Source organism: Ralstonia sp. 24A2, assembly GCF_051783885.1.
Taxonomy (GTDB): domain Bacteria; phylum Pseudomonadota; class Gammaproteobacteria; order Burkholderiales; family Burkholderiaceae; genus Ralstonia.
Window position 1 is genome coordinate 450978 of record NZ_JBPVZD010000002.1, and the last position, 18754, is coordinate 469731.

The following is an 18754-nucleotide window of genomic DNA, read 5'->3' on the forward strand; positions in this document are numbered from 1 at the left end:
CTGAAGGCGCCGCCACCCACGCGGGCAGCGGCGCCGGATTGCTTATTGCTTATTTCTTCATCAGCGAGCACTTCGACTCGGCCGGCGTGGTGAAAGCCTGATCACCCGGGATGTCCGTGACGATCTTCATGTAGTCCCACGGCTTGGTCGACTCCTTCGGGGTCTTCACCTGCATCAGGTACATGTCGTGCACGTAGCGGCCATCGGCGCGGATCATGCCCTTGGCGAAGAAGTCGTCCAGCTTGGTCTTCTTCAGTTGCGCGATCACCTTGTCCGGATCATCCGTACCGGCCGCAGCCACCGCCTTGATGTAGTTCGACACCGCCGAGTAATCAGCCGCCTGCAGGCTGCTCGGCATCTTCTTCATCTTGGCGAAGTAGCGGGTGGCGAACTTGCGCGTGGCGTCGTTCATGTCCCAGTACCAGCTGTCGGTCATCAGCAGGCCTTCGGCCGTTTGCAGGCCCAGGCTGTGCACATCGTTGATGAACATCAGCAGGCCGGCAATCTTCATCGACTTGGTGATGCCGAATTCCTTGGCCGCCTTGATCGAGTTGATCGTGTCGCCGCCGGCGTTGGCCAGGCCCAGGATCTGCGCCTTGGATGATTGCGCCTGCAGCAGGTACGACGAGAAGTCCGACGCCGACAGCGGGTGCTTGACCGAGCCCACCACCGTGCCGCCGTTGGCCTTGACCACGGCCGCGGTGTCGTTCTCCAGCGAATGGCCGAAGGCGTAATCGGCGGTCAGGAAGAACCACGATTTTCCGCCTTGCTTGACCACGGCGCTGCCGGTGCCCTTGGCCAGGGCCACGGTGTCGTACGCGTAGTGAATCGTGTACGGCGTGCACTCCTCATTGGTCAAGCGCGCCGTGCCGGCACCGATGGCGATGAACGGACGCTTCTTCTCGGCCGCCACCTTGCTCATCGCCAGCGAGGTCGCGGAGTTGGTGCCGCCCAGCAGCATGTCCAGACCTTGCTGGTCCATCCACTCGCGTGCCTTGGAGGCCGCGATGTCGGCCTTGTTCTGGTGATCTGCCGTGACCAGTTCGATCGGCTTGCCGAGCACCTTGCTGCCCGCGTCTTCAATGGCCATCTTCACCGCCTCGACGCCGCCCTGCCCGTCGATGTCGGCATACAGGCCGGAGAGATCGGTGATGTAGCCGATCTTCACCTTGTCGCCGCTCACCTGGGCATGCGCGCCGGATGACGCCAACCCGGCCGCCGCGCCCAGTCCTACCGCCATCAGTGCACCAGCCAGCTTCTTGAGTGTCATGGTCTTGTCTCCTGTGTCGTGTGGCACAGCGCGCTTTTTTATAGGCACGCCGTGCAAAGGTCCACCAAATCGATCAAACGCCGAGCAGCTCGTGCAACACCGGCATCTTGTCCTGCAACTGCGCCGCCTCGAAACGCTCGACGATGCGGCCGTGTTCCATCACATAGAAGCGATCGGCCAGCGGTGCGGCAAAGCGGAAGTTCTGCTCCACCATCACCACCGTATAGCCACGCTTCTTGAGCATCAGGATCATGCGGGCCAGCGCCTGCACGATCACCGGGGCCAGCCCTTCGGAAATCTCATCGAGCAGCAGCAGGTTCGCACCCGTGCGCAGGATGCGCCCAACCGCCAGCATCTGCTGCTCGCCGCCCGACAGGCGCGTGCCCTGACTCTGGCGGCGCTCCTTCAGGTTGGGGAACATTTCGTAGATCTCGTCGATGCTCATGCCCGCATTGCCGCTCTTGGCGACCTGGTCCTTGAGCACCGGCGGCAGCATCAGGTTCTCTTCGCACGACAGGCTGGAGAAGATGCCGCGCTCTTCCGGGCAGTAGCCGATGCCGCAGTGGGCGATCTTGTGCGTCGGCAGGTCGATGGTCTCGACACCCTGGCCGCCCGCGTCATGCACAACGATCGAGCCCTTGCGTGAGCCCACCAGGCCCATGATGGCGCGCAGCGTGGTGGTACGGCCCGCGCCATTGCGGCCGAGCAGCGTGACGACCTCGCCGCGGTTCACGGTCAGGTCGACACCATGCAGGATGTGCGATTCGCCGTACCAGGCGTGCAGGTCCTTGATCTGGAGCGCGGGCGTGCTCATGCAGTGTTCTCGTGTGTTCGGGTCAAGCATTCGGTGACGCAGCGCACGGCTGCATCGGAGACCAGCCAGTGCCGATCAGTGGCCTTCGAGCGCCGCATCAGCGGTACCCATATAGGCTTCCATCACCTGCGGATTCTTCGAGACGTCTTCGTACGGGCCTTCGGCCAGGATCTGGCCGCGCTGCAGCACCGTGATCTTGTCGGCAATGGAAGACACCACATTCATGTTGTGCTCCACCATCAGGATCGTGCGGCCTTCGGACACGCGCTTGATCAGCTCGGTCACGCGGTCCACATCTTCGTGGCCCATGCCCTGCGTGGGCTCGTCGAGCAGCATCAGCTCGGGCTCCATCGCCAGCGTGGTGGCAATCTCCAGCGCGCGCTTGCGGCCGTAGGGCAGCTCCACCGTCACGGTGTGCGCGAACTGCGTCAGGCCCACTTGTTCGAGCAGTGCCATCGCACGTTCATTGAGCACGTTCAACGATTGCTCGCTGCGCCAGAACGCGTACGCCGTGCCAAGCTGGCGCTGCAGCCCCACGCGAACGTTTTCCATCACGGTCAGATGCGGAAACACGGCCGAGATCTGGAACGAACGGATCACGCCTCGGCGTGCGATCTGTGCCGGCTTTTCCGACGTGATGTCGACGCCGTTGAACAGGATGGTGCCGCGCGTGGGCACCAGGAATTTGGTCAGCAGGTTGAAGCAGGTTGTCTTGCCGGCACCGTTCGGGCCGATGAGCGCGTGGATCGACCCGCGCTGCACGCGCAGGTTGACGTCGGACACGGCGGTAAAGCCCTTGAAGGCCTTGGTCAGTCCGCGCGTTTCGAGAATGATGTCCTGCGCCATGATTCCCTCTTGTCTCCCGCCCTTTTTATGGTGCGGATGATTGTCAACGGCTGTTGCGTTGCAAAACATCGGGGTTTTTACCGAGACGATTACACGTCGCTTACGGCCCCGAAACCCGCGCCAGCACTGGATTTGCGGCTGACCGGCGAGGGTTACGTAGAGTTACGTATCGGAGCAATACCGATTGCCTATCGATATGACACAGGCGGTATGTCACGCCCATGTCATCGGCCCACAAACCGGCGTCAGGCCGCCACCGGCTCACCCCGCGCACGCGCCTTGCGTGCCGCACGAATCATCTCGCTGGCCTTCTCCGCAATCATGATGGTCGGCGAGTTGGTATTGCCCGAGGTGATCGTCGGCATGACGGACGCATCCACCACGCGCAGGCCTTCGATGCCGCGCACGCGCAGTTGCGCATCGACCACCGCGCCCGCGTCATCCGCCCGGCCCATGCGGCATGTGCCGACCGGGTGGAAGATGGTTGTGCCGATGTCGCCGGCGGCGCGGGCGAGGTCGTCGTCCGTTTGGTAGCTGGGGCCGGGTAGATATTCTTCTGGCCGGTACTTCGCCAGCGCTGGCTGCGCGACGATGCGGCGTGTCAGGCGCAGTGAATCGGCAGCGACCCTGCGGTCTTCCTCCGTCGACAGGTAGTTGGGCGCAATCATCGGTGCGGCAAACGGATCGGCCGAACTCGCATGCACCGTGCCACGCGAGGTCGGCCGCAGGTTACACACGCTGGCGGTGAACGCATTGAACGCGTGCAGCGGATCACCAAACTTGTCGAGCGAGAGTGGCTGCACGTGGTACTCCACATCCGGCCGCACCACTTGCGGATTCGAGCGTGCGAACACCCCCAACTGCGATGGCGCCATGCTCATCGGGCCGCTGCGGTTGAACGCGTATTCCATGCCGATCAGCGCCTTGCCCCACCAGTTGGCTGCGCGCGTGTTGAGCGTGGGCACACCATGCACCTTGACCACGCTGCGCAGTTGCAGATGGTCCTGCAGATTCTCGCCCACGCCGGGCAGCGCCTGACGCACGCTGATGCCCAGCGCCTGCAGCCGCTCCGGCTGGCCGATGCCCGCCAGCTCCAGCAACTGCGGTGAGTTGATCGCCCCAGCCGAGAGGATCACCTCTTCACGCGCGGCCACCGTGTAGTCCTGCCCTGCCCCGCGATACGTCACGCCTGTACAGCGCTTGCCGTCAAACGTGAGCGCGCGCACCTGCGCGCCGGTGACGATGGTCAGATTCGGCCGCTGTGATGCCGGGCGCAAAAAACCCTTGGCCGTGTTCCAGCGGATGCCGTGTTTCTGGTTGACCTCAAAGTAGCCGACGCCGAAGTTATCCCCACGGTTGAAGTCGCTCGTGCGCGGGATGCCCGCCTGCACGGCGGCTTCGATGAAGGTCTCCAACACTTGCCACTGCAGGCGCTGTGGCTCGACGCGCCATTCGCCGTTGGCGCCGTGCCATTCGTTGGCACCGCCGTGGTAGTTCTCGCTGGCCTTGAAGAGCGGCAACACGGCGTCCCACTTCCACGACGCATCGCCCGTCGTGGCAGCCCAGCCGTCGTAGTCCTCGCGCTGGCCGCGCATGTAGATCATGCCGTTGATCGACGAGCAACCACCCAGCACCCGTCCGCGCGGGTAACCGAGTGAGCGGCCATTCAGGCCGGGTTCTTCGCGTGTGCGGTAGAGCCAGTCGGTGCGCGGGTTGCCGATGCAGTAGAGATAGCCGACGGGGATGTGGATCCAGTGGTAGTCGTCCTTGCCGCCGGCCTCTAGCAGCAGCACGGAGACGTCAGGGTCTTGCGTCAGGCGGTTGGCGAGGACGCAGCCCGCGGAGCCTGCGCCGATGATGATGTAGTCGTAGGTTTCCATGTCTCCGTGCTTCTTTTCTTTGGTGTTTTTGGTTCTTGTTCTTGTGGTGCATCCCTTGTTTCATCCCCTGCCGGGGCTGACTCACTTTCTTTGTCTTGCCAAAGAAAGTAAGCAAAGAAAGGCGCGCCCGAGATGGCGACCCATCCCTTGAATTTCTGTAACCGGGCGGAGACGGGGAAAACTCGCTGCGCTCAGACAGTTCCCCGTCTTTTTTCCGCCCGCTTACACAAATTCAAGGCGCCATCTAGGGCAAGGGTAAAGCAAACCATCTCATGCGTGCTCGCCACCAAGAATTGCCTTGGTGTTCACGTACGCATTCCGTCGGTTTGTCCTTTGACGTTCCTGCCCTTGATGGCGCCTTGGATTTTTGTTGCGGGGAGGATAAAGAGAGGAGGCTGTCTGAGCGAAGCGAGTTTGCCTCCTCTCCCTCCCCGCGACAAAAATCCAAGGAGGCTTTCGCCATCTCGGGCGCGCCTTTCTTTTGCTTGGCGGTTTCAAGTAGCAAGTGCAACACGTTATCTAGGATGTGTTGCATGGGACAAGACTACGAACACCTGAGCGCCGAAGAGCGTGGCGCGATCTTCGCGATGAAGCTGGAGGACAGGAGCATGCGGGAGATTGCGCGTGCACTGCAACGCTCACCGAGCACGATCAGCCGGGAGCTTCGGCGCAACGGCTGGAAACCGGAACATGAGCGCGGTCCGATGGGGCGCCCCACGATAGCCGGTGGCTACAATGCGGTGCGCGCTGGCCGGCGGGCCTCCAAGTTGCGACGTAAGCCACGTCGCGAACGCAAGCTGCACCGGCAAGGCAAACTGTGGCCTGAGGTCCGCCAGTACTTGGAGAGAGGCTTCTCGCCGGAGCAGGTGGCTGCGCAGCTCAAACGTGTCCATCCCGGCGAACCCGCTTTGAACGTCTCGCACGAAACGATCTATCACGCCATCTACGCCGCTCCACGCGGTGCTCTGCGGCGCGAGTTGGTCAGCCTGCTGCGGCAGGCGCACGGTGCTCGCAAGCCGCGCTCGCGCGGGCAAGATCGGCGTGGGCAGCTCACCGACATGGTGAGCATTCATGTGCGCCCGCCAGAGGCTAACGACCGGCTGATTCCGGGGCACTGGGAGGGCGACCTGATCAAAGGTGCTGGTAACCGTTCGGCAGTGGGCACGCTCATCGACCGCAGCACCTTGTTCGTGATGCTGGTGAAGATCGACGGCAGTACAGCCGAGGCTGCTTTGCAGGCCTATAGCGCGGCGTTCGCTCCTCTGCCGGAGGAGTTGCGCAAGACTCTGACCTATGACCAGGGCAAGGAAATGGCGCTGCACAGCAAGCTCGCCGAGGCGACTGGCATCCGGATCTACTTCTGTGATCCACACAGCCCCTGGCAGCGCGGCATCTGTGAGAACACCAATGGCCTGCTGCGCCAGTACTTGCCAAAGGGAGCGGACCTGTCGGTGCTCTCACAGCGTCAGCTTGACGCGATCGCGTTGCTGATGAACACCCGACCACGCAAGACGCTCGGCTGGCGCACACCTGCAGAAGCCTTCATTGAGAACTGCGCCAAGCAGGGCATTGTGATTGACCCCGCTGTTGCACTTGGGGCTTGAAACCGCCCTTACTTTTCTTTGGCAAGACAAAGAAAAGTGAGTCGTGCCCGGCAGGGTACGAAAGGGAGATGGACCACCAAGGCCCAAATCAAATCCGCGAAGAAAGCCACTCCGTCATCTTCCCAAACACCTCACCACGCAGCGGTTCAGCTTCGTTAAAGATCTCGTGGTACCCAGAATCAAACCAGGCCAGCGTGCGCAACTCCTCCGGCGCATTCGCATAAAAATCCCGACTGCCGGACGGATCAACAATCGAATCAGAACCACCCGCCATCAGCAGCATCGGCGCTTCCAAGCGAGGCGCATCCTGCTGCGCCTGCGTAATCGCATTGAGCATGAATTCAAGCAGCGAAGCACTGATCGTGCTCTGCACCAGCGGGTCGGCACGGTAGGCAGGACCGACGCTCGGATCATGCGAGAGCTTGGCCGGGTCCACCGGATTGGGCACCGCCAACCGCGGCGCCAGTGCAGAGAGAATGCCGCGCACGATGCCCGCCCCCGGCGGCAGCTTCACGCGCAGCGCGGGCGATGACAGCAGTACGCCGCGCACCGGCCGGATGCGCGCGGTCGTAAAACGCGCGACGATCAGCCCACCCATGCTGTGCCCCAGCACGAACGGCATCTCATTCCATTCGGCGACGGCCGCGTCGATGATTTCTGCGAGGTCGGTGAGGTAGTTGTCCTGCGCGTCGAGCGCCATGCGCGCGCCGCCGCTCTTGCCGTGACCGCGCAGGTCGAAGGCCCGTACGCGCAGGCCAAGGTCGGTGAGCACCTTGGCTACATGCGGATAGCGGCCGCTGTGTTCGGCCATGCCGTGAACGAGGATGACGGTACCGCGAGGTTCGCCGCTGTCGGGCGCGGGCAACCAGGTCCGGACCAACAGCTCAGTGCCGTCCTTCATGCGCTGGCGGGTTTCCTGCTCAGCAACCTGGGCGGGGGCTTGCGTCATGGGCGTCTCCTCGTTGGGTTGCCAGATTGTGGCATAGACGCCCCTCGCTGCAAGGCACGGCAATCGAGGGTTCCCTCAGTGGCAGCAGGCCCCTTCGTCGCCGGCCACGCCTTCGAGGATCGGACAGTCGGGCCGATCATCACCATGGCAGGCGTTGGCCAGCGTCATCAACGTGTCGCGCATGCCTTGCAGCTCACCGATGCGTGCGTCGAGGTCAGCCACGTGGCGCATGGTGATGGCCTTCACATCAGCACTGGCGCGCTCGCGGTCATGCCAGAGCGACAGCAGCATGCGAATCTCCTCCAGCGCGAACCCGAGCGAGCGCGACCTGTGGATAAAGCGCAGTACATGCAGCGCCCGCGCGTCGTACATGCGGTAGTTGCCCTCGGTGCGCGGGCTGGGCGGCAGCAGGCCGATGCTCTCGTAGTAGCGGATCATCTTGGCCGACACACCGCTGGCCTTGGCAGCCTCGCCAATGTTGACGGGGGCTTGGGTTGCGTTGAGATCGGTTTGCGTCATGCGCGGTCTCCGGAGGCTTGCCAGCGGCGCAGCATCAGCGCGTTGGTCACGACGCTCACGCTGGAGAACGCCATCGCCGCACCGGCAAAGGTGGGGCTCAGCAGGCCAAATGCTGCCAGCGGAATGCCCACCACGTTGTAGATGAAGGCCCAGAACAAGTTCTGGCGGATCTTGGCGACAGTGCGGCGCGAGAGGTCCAGTGCATCGCTCACCAGGCGCGGCTCACCGCGCATGAGCGTGATGCCGGCAGCCTGCATGGCGACGTCCGTGCCGGTGGCCATGGCGATGCCGACATCGGCCGCAGCCAGCGCGGGCGCATCGTTGATGCCATCGCCCACCATCGCGACCACGTGGCCGCTCTGCTGCCAGGCAGTCACGCGTGCAGCCTTGTCCTGCGGCAGCACTTGCGCGGCCACTTCGTCGATGCCGAGTGCAGCCGCCACCGTGCGTGCCGCGCCCGCGTTGTCGCCCGTCACGAGCGCGGTGCGGACACCCCGAGCCTGCAGTGCAGCCACCGCCGCCTTGGCACCGGGCTTAAGCGCATCGCCAAACGCAATCAGGCCACGCAGTTGCACGCCACCTTCGCTGCTTTGTGCGAGCCATGAAACGGTGTTGCCTTGCGCCTCCAGGGCGTCGGCACGGGCCTGCAGTGCGCTGCGGTCGAGCCCCAGTTCGTCCATCCAGCGCGCGTTGCCGAGTTGCAGCGATGCGCGGTTCACGATGCCGCGCGTGCCGCGTCCGGCCAGCACTTCGGGCGATTGCGCGGGCGTGATGGCGCGGCCTTGCTCAACCGCGTACTCACGCGTGGCATGTGCGAGCGGGTGGGTGTTCTCGGCCTGCAGCGCGGCGAGTTGATCGAGCAGCGCATCGGCATCCACACCAGGCGCGGCCTCCACCGCCGTCACGCGCGGCTGGCCAACGGTGAGCGTGCCCGTCTTGTCGAAGATGACGAAGTCGACCTGCTGCGCGCGCTCCAGTGCCTGCGCATCGGCAATCAGGATGCCGCGCCGTGCGCCCGCGCCGGTGCCTGCCATGATGGCCGACGGCGTCGCCAAGCCGAGCGCGCACGGGCAGGCGATCACCAGCACGGCCACCGCGTTGACAATGGCCGTCTCCCACGCTGCCCCGGCGATCGCCCAACCGGCCAGCGTGAGCAACGCCGCCACCAGCACCGCCGGCACGAAGATCGCGCTTACGCGGTCCACCAGTTGCTGGATCGGCGGCTTGGCGGCTTGCGCGTCTTCAACGAGGCGGATGATGCGCGAGAGCATGGTGTCCGCGCCGATGGCCGTGGTGCGCACGAGCAGCACGCCATCCGTGGCGATGGCGCCGGCGGTTACGCGATCGCCTTCGCGCTTGGGCACGGGCAGGCTCTCGCCGGTCAGCATGGATTCATCGACATGGCTGGCGCCTTCGAGCACCACGGCATCCACGGGGATGCGTTCTCCGGCGCGCACCGACACCACGTCGCCCACACGCACCTTCGCGACGGGTGTGTCGCGCAGCGTGCCATCAGCCCCTCGCACGCGGGCGGTATCGGGACGCAGCGCCTGCAGTGCGCGGATGGCTTGCGCAGTCTGACGCTTGGCGCGCACTTCCAGCCACTTGCCAAGGCGCACCAGCGTGATGACCACGGCGGCGCTCTCGAAGTAGAGATGCGGCATCGCATCCGCACCCGCGCGCCACCACAGCCACAACGACAGGCCGTACGCCGCCGACGTGCCGAGCGCGACCAGCAGGTCCATATTGCCGGCACCCGCACGCGCGGCCTTCCAGCCTGACTTGTAGAAACGCGCGCCGATCACGAACTGCACCGGCGTCGCCAGCAGCCATTGCACCCAGGCGGGTAGCATCCAGTCGCTGCCAAACCAGCCGGCGATCATCGGCAACACCAGCGGCACGGACAGCGCGGCGGCAATCCACACGGGGCCGGCGCCATCCCAGAAATCCGTTTCGGTCGAGACCGGTGCGGCGGTTTCATCCGCCGCAACACGCGCCTCATAGCCGGCGGCCGTCACGGCAGCGACCAGCGCATCACCGGTCGCCCCACCGTGTACGCGGGCACGCTCGGTGGCGAGGTTCACACTGGCTTCGGTCACGCCTGGCACGGCGCGCAGGGCACGCTCAACCCGGCCGGCACAGGCGGCGCAGGTCATCCCGCTGATGTCGAGGTCGAGTGATGCAGGAACAGCGTCATCAAGGGTAACGACGGGGCTGGCGGCAGTCATGGAAGCGTCCATTTCAGGAAAGATGGCATCAGCCTAGACCTTCCCATCTTGGTAAGGTCAAGCCCTCATCTTACGCTTGCGCTTCCCATAGTGGGAAGGTTCATACTGCAGCCGCGACTTCCTCTCCCCTCTTTTCTTTCGATTCAGGAGCCCGAACCATGACGACGTTTTCTGTGGAAGGTATGAGCTGTGGCCATTGTGTGTCTGCCGTCACTCGCGCGGTACAACAGGTGGATGCTGCCGCCAGCGTGCAGGTCGATCTGTCCAAGCAGACCGTGGCCGTCACGAGCGGCGCCGGCACCGATGCGGTGAAGGCGGCCATCGAGCAGGCTGGCTATCCGGTCAAGGCTGTCGCCTGAAACCGCAAAGCAAGGCAATGGGCGGCGCATGTGCCGCCCAGCCCGCCTTCCTCAGTTCACCTGGAACGACCGTGACGTGCCCGTAAATGGCGTGATGGTCCCCAGCAGGTTCTTTGCATCGCCCTGATGCACGATGCGGTAGGTGCCAGCCGGCGTACCGGTCGGAATCGCCCAACTGATCTGCGCTTCGGACTCGGCGCCAAAGACGCGCTTCCAGCGGTACTGCGTCGACCAGTCGCCATCTACCGCCACCGTCTTCCACGCACCATCCACCAGACGCTGCACCTTCAGGAAGGTGTCGTTGCGGTGCAGGTTGTTCTTCGGGTGGCCGGTGACGAAGACCACGCTCACCGTCTGGCCTGCCGTGTAGCTCGGGGCAGCATCGGTCTTCACATCGCCAAACTGGTGAAGCAGCGGCGGTGCATCCAGCACCACGCCCGTCTGGAACGTCATCTGCTGCCGGCTCAGGTCTGCGGGCGTGAGCGTGTTGGTCGTGGGACGGCCCTGCGCCATGTCCTGCGCCAGGCGATCCAGCTCCTGCATGTAGGCTGGCTGCGTCCACTTGCCGAACAGCGTGCTGCCGCCTTCGTAGTCCTGCACGTCGTACTCCTCCGGGGTGGTCACGTACTGCGAGTACGCATTGGCATAGCTGACCGCCAGCACGTTGTGGATATCGGCACCGAGCGTGCGCGCCAACTGACGACGGATGCGGTAGCCCGACATGATCGTCAGCTCGGCCGGCACCGCGGCCAAGTACAGCGGGCCGATGCGTACCAACTGCACCGGCAGCACGGGCGGCGTCCAGGGCACGGGCCGCATCAGGCCGGTGGGCACGAACAGTTCCTTGGGCGCATGGCACTTGCGCAGATCATCCGGAATCGTGAACAGCAAGCCACCGAGCGCGGCCAGGAACGGGTTGCTCTGCCCTTCCAGCGCGACACCGGGGCCAGGCCCATCCTCTGTGCTGCCCGCCGCCAGCGTGGTGCCGATGGCCGCAGGGCACGTGGTGTGGCGCTGGCCATCGCCGGTGTAGGTGGGCTCCACGGTGATATTGCCCATCTCGACATAGCGCTGCCGCACATCCAGCCCACCTGCCAGCGGCGTCGATGGTGCATCCACCAGCGCCTGCGCCACGCCAAACTGACGCTCGCCGATGATGCGCGTGTTGTCGAACTCGTTCTCGGTGGGCCCGCTGCCAGGCTTGAGATTGAGGTTGGGCGTCATGTCACCCGCGTTGGTCTGCGCGAATGCCGCCACGAAGCCCTTGCCTTCGAGGTAGCGCACGCCCATCACATCGTGTTCGAAGTGGTAGGCGGCGTAGCCCTTGTTGTCGGCGCTGATCAACGTGTTGTTGTTGGTCATGCTGGTGCCGTGCGTGGCAAACAGGTTCAGCACGCCCACGGCCTGCCCCGCGCGGCGGAAGGTCAGTTGCGTGACCAGCGGATCGATCTCTTCAGGAAACACCGCGCGATCCGCTGCCGGGTTGGCACGGAACGCCGGTGCGGAGCGGTTGCGGCTGGCGTTGTGCAGCTCGCTCTGGTTGAAGTCGATCTCGCCAGGCTGCACGTTGTCGTGCGCCTGCGCGATGGCCTCGACCATGCCGTCGACGATGGCGTTAAACGTCTGCGGCAAGTAGCCCAGCGCATTCAGGTTGTACAGCGCGTAGTGCGAGAAGCCGCCGGGCCCCGCGTGCGTGTGCGTGGCCGTGAGCAGCACGTTGGCATCGCCGTAGAGCGCCCCGTAGCGCGCCTTCAGCCGCGCCAGCACCGCCTGCTGCACGCCCTGCATGACGGCACCGGTTTCCGTCACCACGATCGCCACGCGCTGCTTCGTGGCCGGGTCTTCGACGATGAACGCGCGGGCGTGCTGTCGCTGGTGGATACCACCGGTCTTCTGATCGATCTTTGAGTAGCCGAACATGCCAGCCTCGGCCGCCTCGCCCGTGATGTCGCTGATGCCCATGCCGATGTTGTACGCCGCAGGCGACGCGGCCTGCGCCACGCTCTGCACGGAGCGCGTGGCTGCTGTCGCCACCGGCGCCGTGCCCCCGCCGTCGCTGCCGCCACATCCGCCCAACACCAGCAACGCGGCTGACAGCACCGCCCCCTGCTTCCATGTCCTGCGATCGATCATGATGGCCTCCGACAGTTGATGCATTGAACGTTCAGGGCATCGCGGGCATCACCGGCCAGCGGTGCAGTGTGTTGCCTTCCTCCACGACGACAAGTTCACCGAACTGCTGCAGCACCGCCTCGCTCTGGCGCGGCCGCAGAAAGATAAAGTCATTCGGTTTCAGCCCCTGCGTGCCGGACCCCACCAGCACCTGCTGATTCGACGAGTTGCCGTACAACCCGCTGGCAGACAGCCCAGGCGGTGACACCGGATCGGCCAGCCAGTAGCCGCCGTAGATGAAGTAGCCGTGGCGTTGGTTAACGTCCCACGCAGTGGCGACGCGGCCGATACCTTCCGCACCGTCAGGCAGCAGGAAGCCGCCGGACTTCAGCACCGGCGTGGCGATGAATGAAGCAGGCTGCAGGTCATCGAGCAGCGGCGTATCGAAATCGCTCGGCTTGACCATCGCCGATCCGACCGACACTTCGTTGGCTGCGCCGCTGCCGTCATGCATGCGATACGTGGGCGAGCCCGCCGCGTTGAAGCACAGCGCCTCGGGCGACGCCGGCTTGAGCGTGCGCAGCGCCATCTCACGGAAGCGTGTGTAGATCGCCTTGGCATCGCGCTCCGCCCCGGCGCGTGCACCGGGCAGATCGGGAATCTTCACCAGGTGCGGGTCGTAGCCCATCAATCCACCGAACGCGAGCAACGGCTCGGCGGCGATCATGTTGAGCATGTCCGCCAAGACGTGGTCGTCGCGCACGCCGCCGCGATGCAGGCCAACGTCGATCTCGATGTTCACGCGCAGCGGATGGCGCCCGGCGCGCGCCAGCTCGCGATACTCGGCCAGGCGCTCGGGCGTATCGACCAGCCATTGCAGTTGCCGCGCCGGATCAAACGCTTCGCCCTTGAACGCCGCGTAAAACGCTTGCGCGGCACGCGCAGGCATCGGCTTGCCGAGCAGCAGATCGGTATCCGGGCGCTGCTCCGCCAGCAACTGCAGATACGGCTGGTTGAACACCATCAGCCGCCGCGTGCGCGTGAGCTGCATCAGCTCGTCGAGCAGCGGCAGCGACGGCAGCGACTTGGCCACCAGCCGCAGCGCCATCTTCCCGTTGATGTTGCGCACGACCCGCGCGGCGTTGGCACGCATGCGCGCCCGGTCGATCACCATGACCGGCACGCTGATACCCGCCTGCGCCAGTGCCGCCGACAAGCCCACAAAGTACGGCCCATGCGGCCCGCCGTGATCGCCCGGGCGCAGCGCCACCGCACCGCCCACGGCAACCACACCTGCCGCCAGAAGAAACCGCCGCCGGTTAGCCATGGTCCACCCCGAACAGCTTGCGCAGATACGGGTTGAGCATCTTCCCCTGCGGGTCGAGCGAGCGGCGTAACGCCTGAAAATCACCCCAGCGCGGATACAGCGCCGCCAGCTGCGCCGGCCCTACGTCGTGCAACTTGCCCCAGTGCGGCCGCCCTTCGTACTTGCGGTAGATCGGGCCAATCTCGGAGAGCAGGTAATCGAACGGCTCGCCCTGCGCCGCGTGCACGGCAATCGAACAGCTATCGCGCCCGTGGAAGGGGCTGAGCCACGCGTCGTCCGCCTTCACGAAGCGGAACTCCAGCGGGAAGAACACCTCGTTGCGCGTCTCCAGCTTGGCAATGACTTCACGCACACAGGCAATGCCCTGCTCCTGCGGCACGTGGCACTCGGTCTCGTTGAAGCGCGTCGGGCGTTGCGTGGAAAGCAGCTTCCACGAGCGGTTCTTCGCCTCCTCCGTCTGGTTCACGTCGATCAACTTGGCGGCCACCCAGCGGCGCAACTGCGGGAAGCGCCCGAGCCAGTCGCGCAAGCGGCGCAGGTCGCGCAGCATGTCTTCGTCGGCAGCATGCGGCGTCAGCACATCGCTAGCGTCGTAGAGGTCGTGCGTGATGCCCGCCGCGTAGCCGGTGAACGGCAAGTAGTAGAACTCGAAGTTGCGGTGCTGCTTGGCCAACGTCGGTGCCTCATCCAGCATCGCCTGCAGCGGCTTGAGAAACACGCGCCGATGCAGGTTGAACGACGGCACCGTGCGCAGCGTGACCTGAGTGACGACACCGAGCGAGCCCAGCGAAACCCGTGCCGCCGACAGCAGCTCCGGATTGCGCTGCTCGCTGCATTCGACCACGTTGCCATCAGGCGTCATCAGGCGCATGCCGATCACATCGGCATGCAGCGCTTGCAGCGTGCGACCCGTGCCGTGCGTGGCCGTGGCAATGGCGCCGGCGAAGGACTGCGCGTCGATGTCGGGCAGATTGCGCATCGCCACGCCTTGCGCATCCAGTTGACGCGACAGCAGCGCCAGCCGCGTGCCAGCATGCAACGTCGCGGTGTTGCGCGCGGCATCCGCCGCGATCACGCCCGACATGCGGTCCAGCGAGATCAACGTGCCATCGGTCGGCACCAGCCCGGTAAACGAATGCCCCGCCCCCGCGCAGCGCACGCCTGTGCCGGCGCCTCGCAGCAACGATGCCAGCTCGCCTTCGTCTGCCGGCGTGGCGATGGCCGAAGGCTGACAGGTGTGAATGCCCGACCAGTTCTGCCAGCGCTGACGCGAAGCGATTCCGCTGGTGGCAGACGTAGAAGCTGCGGAAGGCGATGTCGCCAAAGGCGTGCTGGCTGCCCGCACCAACCGGCCTTGTCCACCCAGCGCGAGCGCAGCCGCCACGCCCGCCCCCGCCTTGAGCACCGTGCGGCGATCCTGCCGCTGCGGCGATTGCGTATCACTCATGCGATGTGTCCTTGCCGTTTGCCATGAATCCGATGAGCGCGCGCATGTCCTGCTCGGTACAGTCGGCGCACAGGCCACGCGCGGGCATGGCCTGATAGCCGTCGATGGCATGGCGCACCAGCGTGTCCATGCCTTGCTTCATGCGCGGTTTCCAGTGCTCGGTGAAGCCCGTCAGCGGTGCGCCGCTGCCGGGCACTGCATGACAGGTCATGCACGCGCGTTCGTACTGCGCGGTCAGCGCCGTATTGGTTGGGCGTAGCGATTCAGCACGCTGCACCGCTGCGGCATCAGGCACCGCAGGTGCATCACTGCCGCACGCCGACAGGCACAGCGCGGCAGCCAACCAGGAGAGAGAGAGGAGACCGCGCGTCATCAGAACGTATGCCGCATGCCGATCATCGTGCCGATCTGCGAGCTGGAGAGCGTTGGGCCCTGCGCGTTCAGCCCGACCAGTTGCGCACCGACCAGCCCGCCCTTGTAGTGCGCGTAGTCGACCTCGGCATAGACCATCGTCCGCTTGGAGAGGAAGTACCCGGCAATCAACTGGTACTGGTTAGCCGAGCCGTCAAAGTCCGGCGTGTAGCCGGACTGCCGCGTGAACCACGCGTTGGCCGCCACCGTCAGCGCCGGCGAGACGCGATAGCTCACACCGCCAAAGGTCATGCGCCGCTTGCTGAAGCCGCCGGGCAGTGTCGGATCGACGGTCTGGTCCGCAGAGATGATGCCGAGCCCGGCAAGGTCCGTCGGGCTGAACGGGCCGCCCGCGAACGACGTGAAGCTGTTGTCGCGGCGGTTCTCGATATAGCCAGCATTGATGGTCAGGCCGCCCAACGCCAGTTGTCCGCCGGCGGTGTAGATGTTGAAGGTGGCGTTGGTGAAGTCGTCCTTGGTCCGCAGGAACGATGCGCTGAGCTTGACCGGCCCCGCCTCCGGCACATACGCCACCGATGCCCCGAACTGGCTGCCCTGGCTGGCCGCACCAGCACGCTCGCCAAGCGCGTACTGCGCCAGCACCACCACGTCGCCAAGCTGCGCGCCGTAGTGGACCATGTTGTTGGTCTTGCTGCCCGCCATCATCGTGTGCTCGGGCTTGAACAGGTTGGCGTACTGGTCCTGGTCTCCACCAGCCCACAGGTTGGAGCCGTAGACCAGCGTGACGCCCTCTATCACCACGTTGTACTGGCGCCCCAGCGTGAGCTGCCCGAGCGACGACGATTCCAACCCCACATACGCAATCTGGAAGAACTCCGCACTGCCCTTGGGCCACGTGCGGCCGCTGGACGGATCGAAGTGACTCTCCAGTTGAAAGATGCCCTTCAGGCCATTGGCGATCTGCTCGTTGCCCTTGATGCCCCAATAGCTCTCGGTCATGCCGCCGCCCTTGGTCATGCCGAGCTTCGATCCAGTACCGATGGGCGAGCCGTCATCACCGTACGACACGCCGTGCGTCTCATAGCGGACACCAGCATCCACCAACCCGTACAACTGCACCGAACTCTGTGCCCATGCGCTGCCCACAACCAGCGGCAGCGCCATGCAGGCGATCTGCGTCGTCCTCGCTGTTCTCTTCACGCGGTCTTCTCCTTGTGGAAATAACATTGTTTTTTTTAGTAACGCAATTCTGTACAGAAAACGTCGTTCTTGAATAAGGGATCACCCTGAGGTGCACGCGTTTCAAACGGAACAGACCGCCCAGATCAAGCCAGCAGCGGTGATCGGCGGGTTAGAATCAGCCCACTATTGGGAGACAGGCTTCAGACACATGGCCAGCAGCAGCAACCTGCACGAGCGCAAGCAGCGCGAGCTCGACCAGCGGCGCAAGGACATCCTCAAGGTGGTGCGCAAGCTCGTGCTGCGCGGCGGCGCGCGTGAACTGACGATGCGCAAGGTGGCCGAAGAAGCCGGGTTCTCGACCACCGTGGTCTACGCCCTCTTTGGCGACAAGGCCACGCTGATCGCCCAGGCCATGGACGAAGACCTGCTCAAGCTCAACAAGCTCATGCAGCAGGCTGCTGCGGCTGGCGGCAACGCGCTCGAACGCGTACGCCAGGTCGCCCGTGCGTATGTCAGTTACGGCCTGAAACATCCCGTGCACTACGCGCTGGTGTTCATGGAACAGCGCCCGGCCGCGCCGATCGAAACGTCCACGCTCGAATACGGCAACCCCGACAAAGACCCGTATTGCTTCGTCTACGGCATGGCTGCCGAGCTGGTGGCCGAAGGCTTCATCCAGGCCGACGAAGAGGGCTTGCACCTCGTCACGCAACTGCTGTGGGAAGGCCTGCACGGCATGACGTCGCTGCGCATCGCCACCGGCGATGACCCATGGATCCCGCGCATCGACGCCACCCCGCATCTTGAGTTGCTGGTCGACGTGCTGCTGCTGGGCCTGCTGCAGCGTTTTCCCGGGCCGAAGACGGCGGCGGGCGTGAAGTCCATCGCCAGGACTTAAGCCGCGAGGGCAACAAAAAAGGCGTGCCGCAGTGGCACGCCTTTTTGTTTGCGCTGAACCGGCTTAGAAGCGGTAGCCGACGTTCAGGAAGGTCACGATCGGGTTGATCTTGATCTTCGCTTCGCTCTGGATACGCGCGCCGTTGATCAGCGTCGTGTCGATCGTCGCCGTGGTCTTCAGCGGCAGATACGACACCGACAGGCCAACGAACCAGTCCTTGGTGATGGCGTAGGTTGCACCCACGTTCACCACCGGGTTGAGCGAGCTGTCGGTCGACACGCTGCTCGTGCTGCCCGGCGTGCCGCGGCCCAGCACCTGGTTCTGGAACGCGCTGTTGGTGATCTTGGCATCGCTGAACCACGTGTAGTTCAGGCCCAGACCCACGTACGGGCGCAGCTTGGTGTCGGCGTTGAAGAAGTACCACTTGGCCAGCACGGCCGGGCTCCACTGCTTGGCCGAGCCGATCTCGCCATAGCCCGAGAACGAGCCCGTGCCTTCGATCTTGTGGCGCGGCGGAATGCCACCCACCAGTTCCACGGCGAAGTTGTCGGTGAAGAAGTGCGTGAAGGCCAGACCGAGGGTATCGGCTTCCTGGATCTTGGCGCCGGTGCCCGGTTGCGATTGGTTGATCGGCATGCCGTTGAAGCTCTTCACGAAGAGCGGGTCGCTCGAGCTGTTCGGCATGACGCGGAACCAGCCGGCGCTGACGATGTTGCTGCCGGCAGCCTGTGCGTGCGCGGCGGTGGCGAGGATCATCCCGGCGGCAGCCGCCAGTGCTTTTTTATAGGCCATCTCTGTATGTGCTCCTGTTGAGACGCTTCCAGGGCAAACGTGATTTGAACGTTTGCCGGTGCGTTCTAAGTCTCCTCCCAGGCGGAAGGGATGGCCATTATCCCGTGTGATTGCCTTGGCTAGAACCCTTTTTCTAGAGGTTTCCTGTTATAAGC

Annotated in this window: 16 protein-coding genes; 3 read left to right on the plus strand and 13 right to left on the minus strand. The window is 64.5% G+C overall.

Annotation, left to right across the window (positions count from 1 at the left end):
• Window positions 1-49 precede the first annotated feature (49 nt).
• From ACS13N_RS06915 to ACS13N_RS06930, 4 genes are all read right to left on the minus strand, one after another.
• Window positions 50-1270 (minus strand): ABC transporter substrate-binding protein, encoded by a 1221-nt coding sequence (locus tag ACS13N_RS06915; protein ID WP_438930961.1) that lies wholly within the window; start codon window positions 1268-1270, stop codon window positions 50-52.
• A 73-nt stretch (window positions 1271-1343) separates the two neighbouring features.
• Window positions 1344-2084: an ABC transporter ATP-binding protein gene (locus tag ACS13N_RS06920; protein ID WP_438930962.1), complete on the minus strand. Its 741-nt coding sequence runs from the start codon at window positions 2082-2084 to the stop codon at window positions 1344-1346.
• A 75-nt stretch (window positions 2085-2159) separates the two neighbouring features.
• Window positions 2160-2930: an ABC transporter ATP-binding protein gene (locus ACS13N_RS06925; protein ID WP_438930963.1), complete on the minus strand. Its 771-nt coding sequence runs from the start codon at window positions 2928-2930 to the stop codon at window positions 2160-2162.
• A 245-nt stretch (window positions 2931-3175) separates the two neighbouring features.
• Complete coding sequence (locus ACS13N_RS06930; RefSeq protein WP_438930964.1) at window positions 3176-4810, minus strand: GMC family oxidoreductase; 1635 nt, start codon at window positions 4808-4810, stop codon at window positions 3176-3178.
• Between the two features lie 533 nt (window positions 4811-5343).
• Between ACS13N_RS06930 and ACS13N_RS06935 the strand changes: the two genes are divergently transcribed.
• Window positions 5344-6414: an IS30 family transposase gene (locus ACS13N_RS06935; RefSeq protein ID WP_438930839.1), complete on the plus strand. Its 1071-nt coding sequence runs from the start codon at window positions 5344-5346 to the stop codon at window positions 6412-6414.
• An 88-nt stretch (window positions 6415-6502) separates the two neighbouring features.
• On the opposite strand, the gene ACS13N_RS06940 is transcribed toward ACS13N_RS06935, so the two are convergent.
• The 3 genes from ACS13N_RS06940 to ACS13N_RS06950 form a co-directional block, all read right to left on the minus strand.
• The gene (locus ACS13N_RS06940; RefSeq protein ID WP_438930965.1) at window positions 6503-7363 is read right to left on the minus strand and encodes an alpha/beta hydrolase; all 861 of its coding nucleotides are present in this window, start codon (window positions 7361-7363) and stop codon (window positions 6503-6505) included.
• Between the two features lie 75 nt (window positions 7364-7438).
• Entirely contained in the window at window positions 7439-7882 is a 444-nt protein-coding gene (gene cueR, locus ACS13N_RS06945) for a Cu(I)-responsive transcriptional regulator (RefSeq protein ID WP_438930966.1), read from the minus strand.
• Window positions 7879-10110: a heavy metal translocating P-type ATPase gene (locus ACS13N_RS06950; RefSeq protein ID WP_438930967.1), complete on the minus strand. Its 2232-nt coding sequence runs from the start codon at window positions 10108-10110 to the stop codon at window positions 7879-7881. Before ACS13N_RS06950 ends, cueR begins: the two co-directional genes overlap by 4 nt.
• 158 nt (window positions 10111-10268) lie before the next feature.
• Between ACS13N_RS06950 and ACS13N_RS06955 the strand changes: the two genes are divergently transcribed.
• Window positions 10269-10469, plus strand: a complete 201-nt coding sequence (locus ACS13N_RS06955) for a heavy-metal-associated domain-containing protein (RefSeq protein ID WP_438930968.1) — start codon at window positions 10269-10271, stop codon at window positions 10467-10469.
• 51 nt (window positions 10470-10520) lie between these two features.
• Here the strand turns inward: ACS13N_RS06955 and ACS13N_RS06960 are convergent, their stop codons facing one another.
• From ACS13N_RS06960 to ACS13N_RS06980, 5 genes are read right to left on the minus strand one after another with little or no spacing between them, the layout of a single operon-like run.
• Window positions 10521-12626: a neutral/alkaline ceramidase gene (locus tag ACS13N_RS06960; protein ID WP_438930969.1), complete on the minus strand. Its 2106-nt coding sequence runs from the start codon at window positions 12624-12626 to the stop codon at window positions 10521-10523.
• A 7-nt stretch (window positions 12627-12633) separates the two neighbouring features.
• Window positions 12634-13908: an alanine racemase gene (locus tag ACS13N_RS06965; protein ID WP_438930970.1), complete on the minus strand. Its 1275-nt coding sequence runs from the start codon at window positions 13906-13908 to the stop codon at window positions 12634-12636.
• Window positions 13901-15355: a D-arabinono-1,4-lactone oxidase gene (locus ACS13N_RS06970; RefSeq protein ID WP_438930971.1), complete on the minus strand. Its 1455-nt coding sequence runs from the start codon at window positions 15353-15355 to the stop codon at window positions 13901-13903. The genes ACS13N_RS06965 and ACS13N_RS06970 overlap by 8 nt, the downstream gene beginning before the upstream one ends.
• Entirely contained in the window at window positions 15348-15728 is a 381-nt protein-coding gene (locus tag ACS13N_RS06975) for a c-type cytochrome (RefSeq protein ID WP_438930972.1), read from the minus strand. Before ACS13N_RS06975 ends, ACS13N_RS06970 begins: the two co-directional genes overlap by 8 nt.
• Complete coding sequence (locus tag ACS13N_RS06980) at window positions 15728-16927, minus strand: porin (RefSeq protein ID WP_438930973.1); 1200 nt, start codon at window positions 16925-16927, stop codon at window positions 15728-15730. Before ACS13N_RS06980 ends, ACS13N_RS06975 begins: the two co-directional genes overlap by 1 nt.
• A gap of 190 nt (window positions 16928-17117) precedes the next feature.
• Between ACS13N_RS06980 and ACS13N_RS06985 the strand changes: the two genes are divergently transcribed.
• A complete protein-coding gene (locus tag ACS13N_RS06985; protein ID WP_438930974.1) occupies window positions 17118-17807 on the plus strand; it encodes a TetR/AcrR family transcriptional regulator in 690 nt (229 codons plus the stop codon).
• Between the two features lie 63 nt (window positions 17808-17870).
• Here ACS13N_RS06985 and ACS13N_RS06990 read toward each other — a convergent pair whose 3' ends face one another.
• Window positions 17871-18599, minus strand: coding sequence for an OmpW/AlkL family protein (locus tag ACS13N_RS06990; RefSeq protein ID WP_438930975.1), 729 nt, complete (start codon window positions 18597-18599; stop codon window positions 17871-17873).
• Window positions 18600-18754 lie beyond the last annotated feature (155 nt).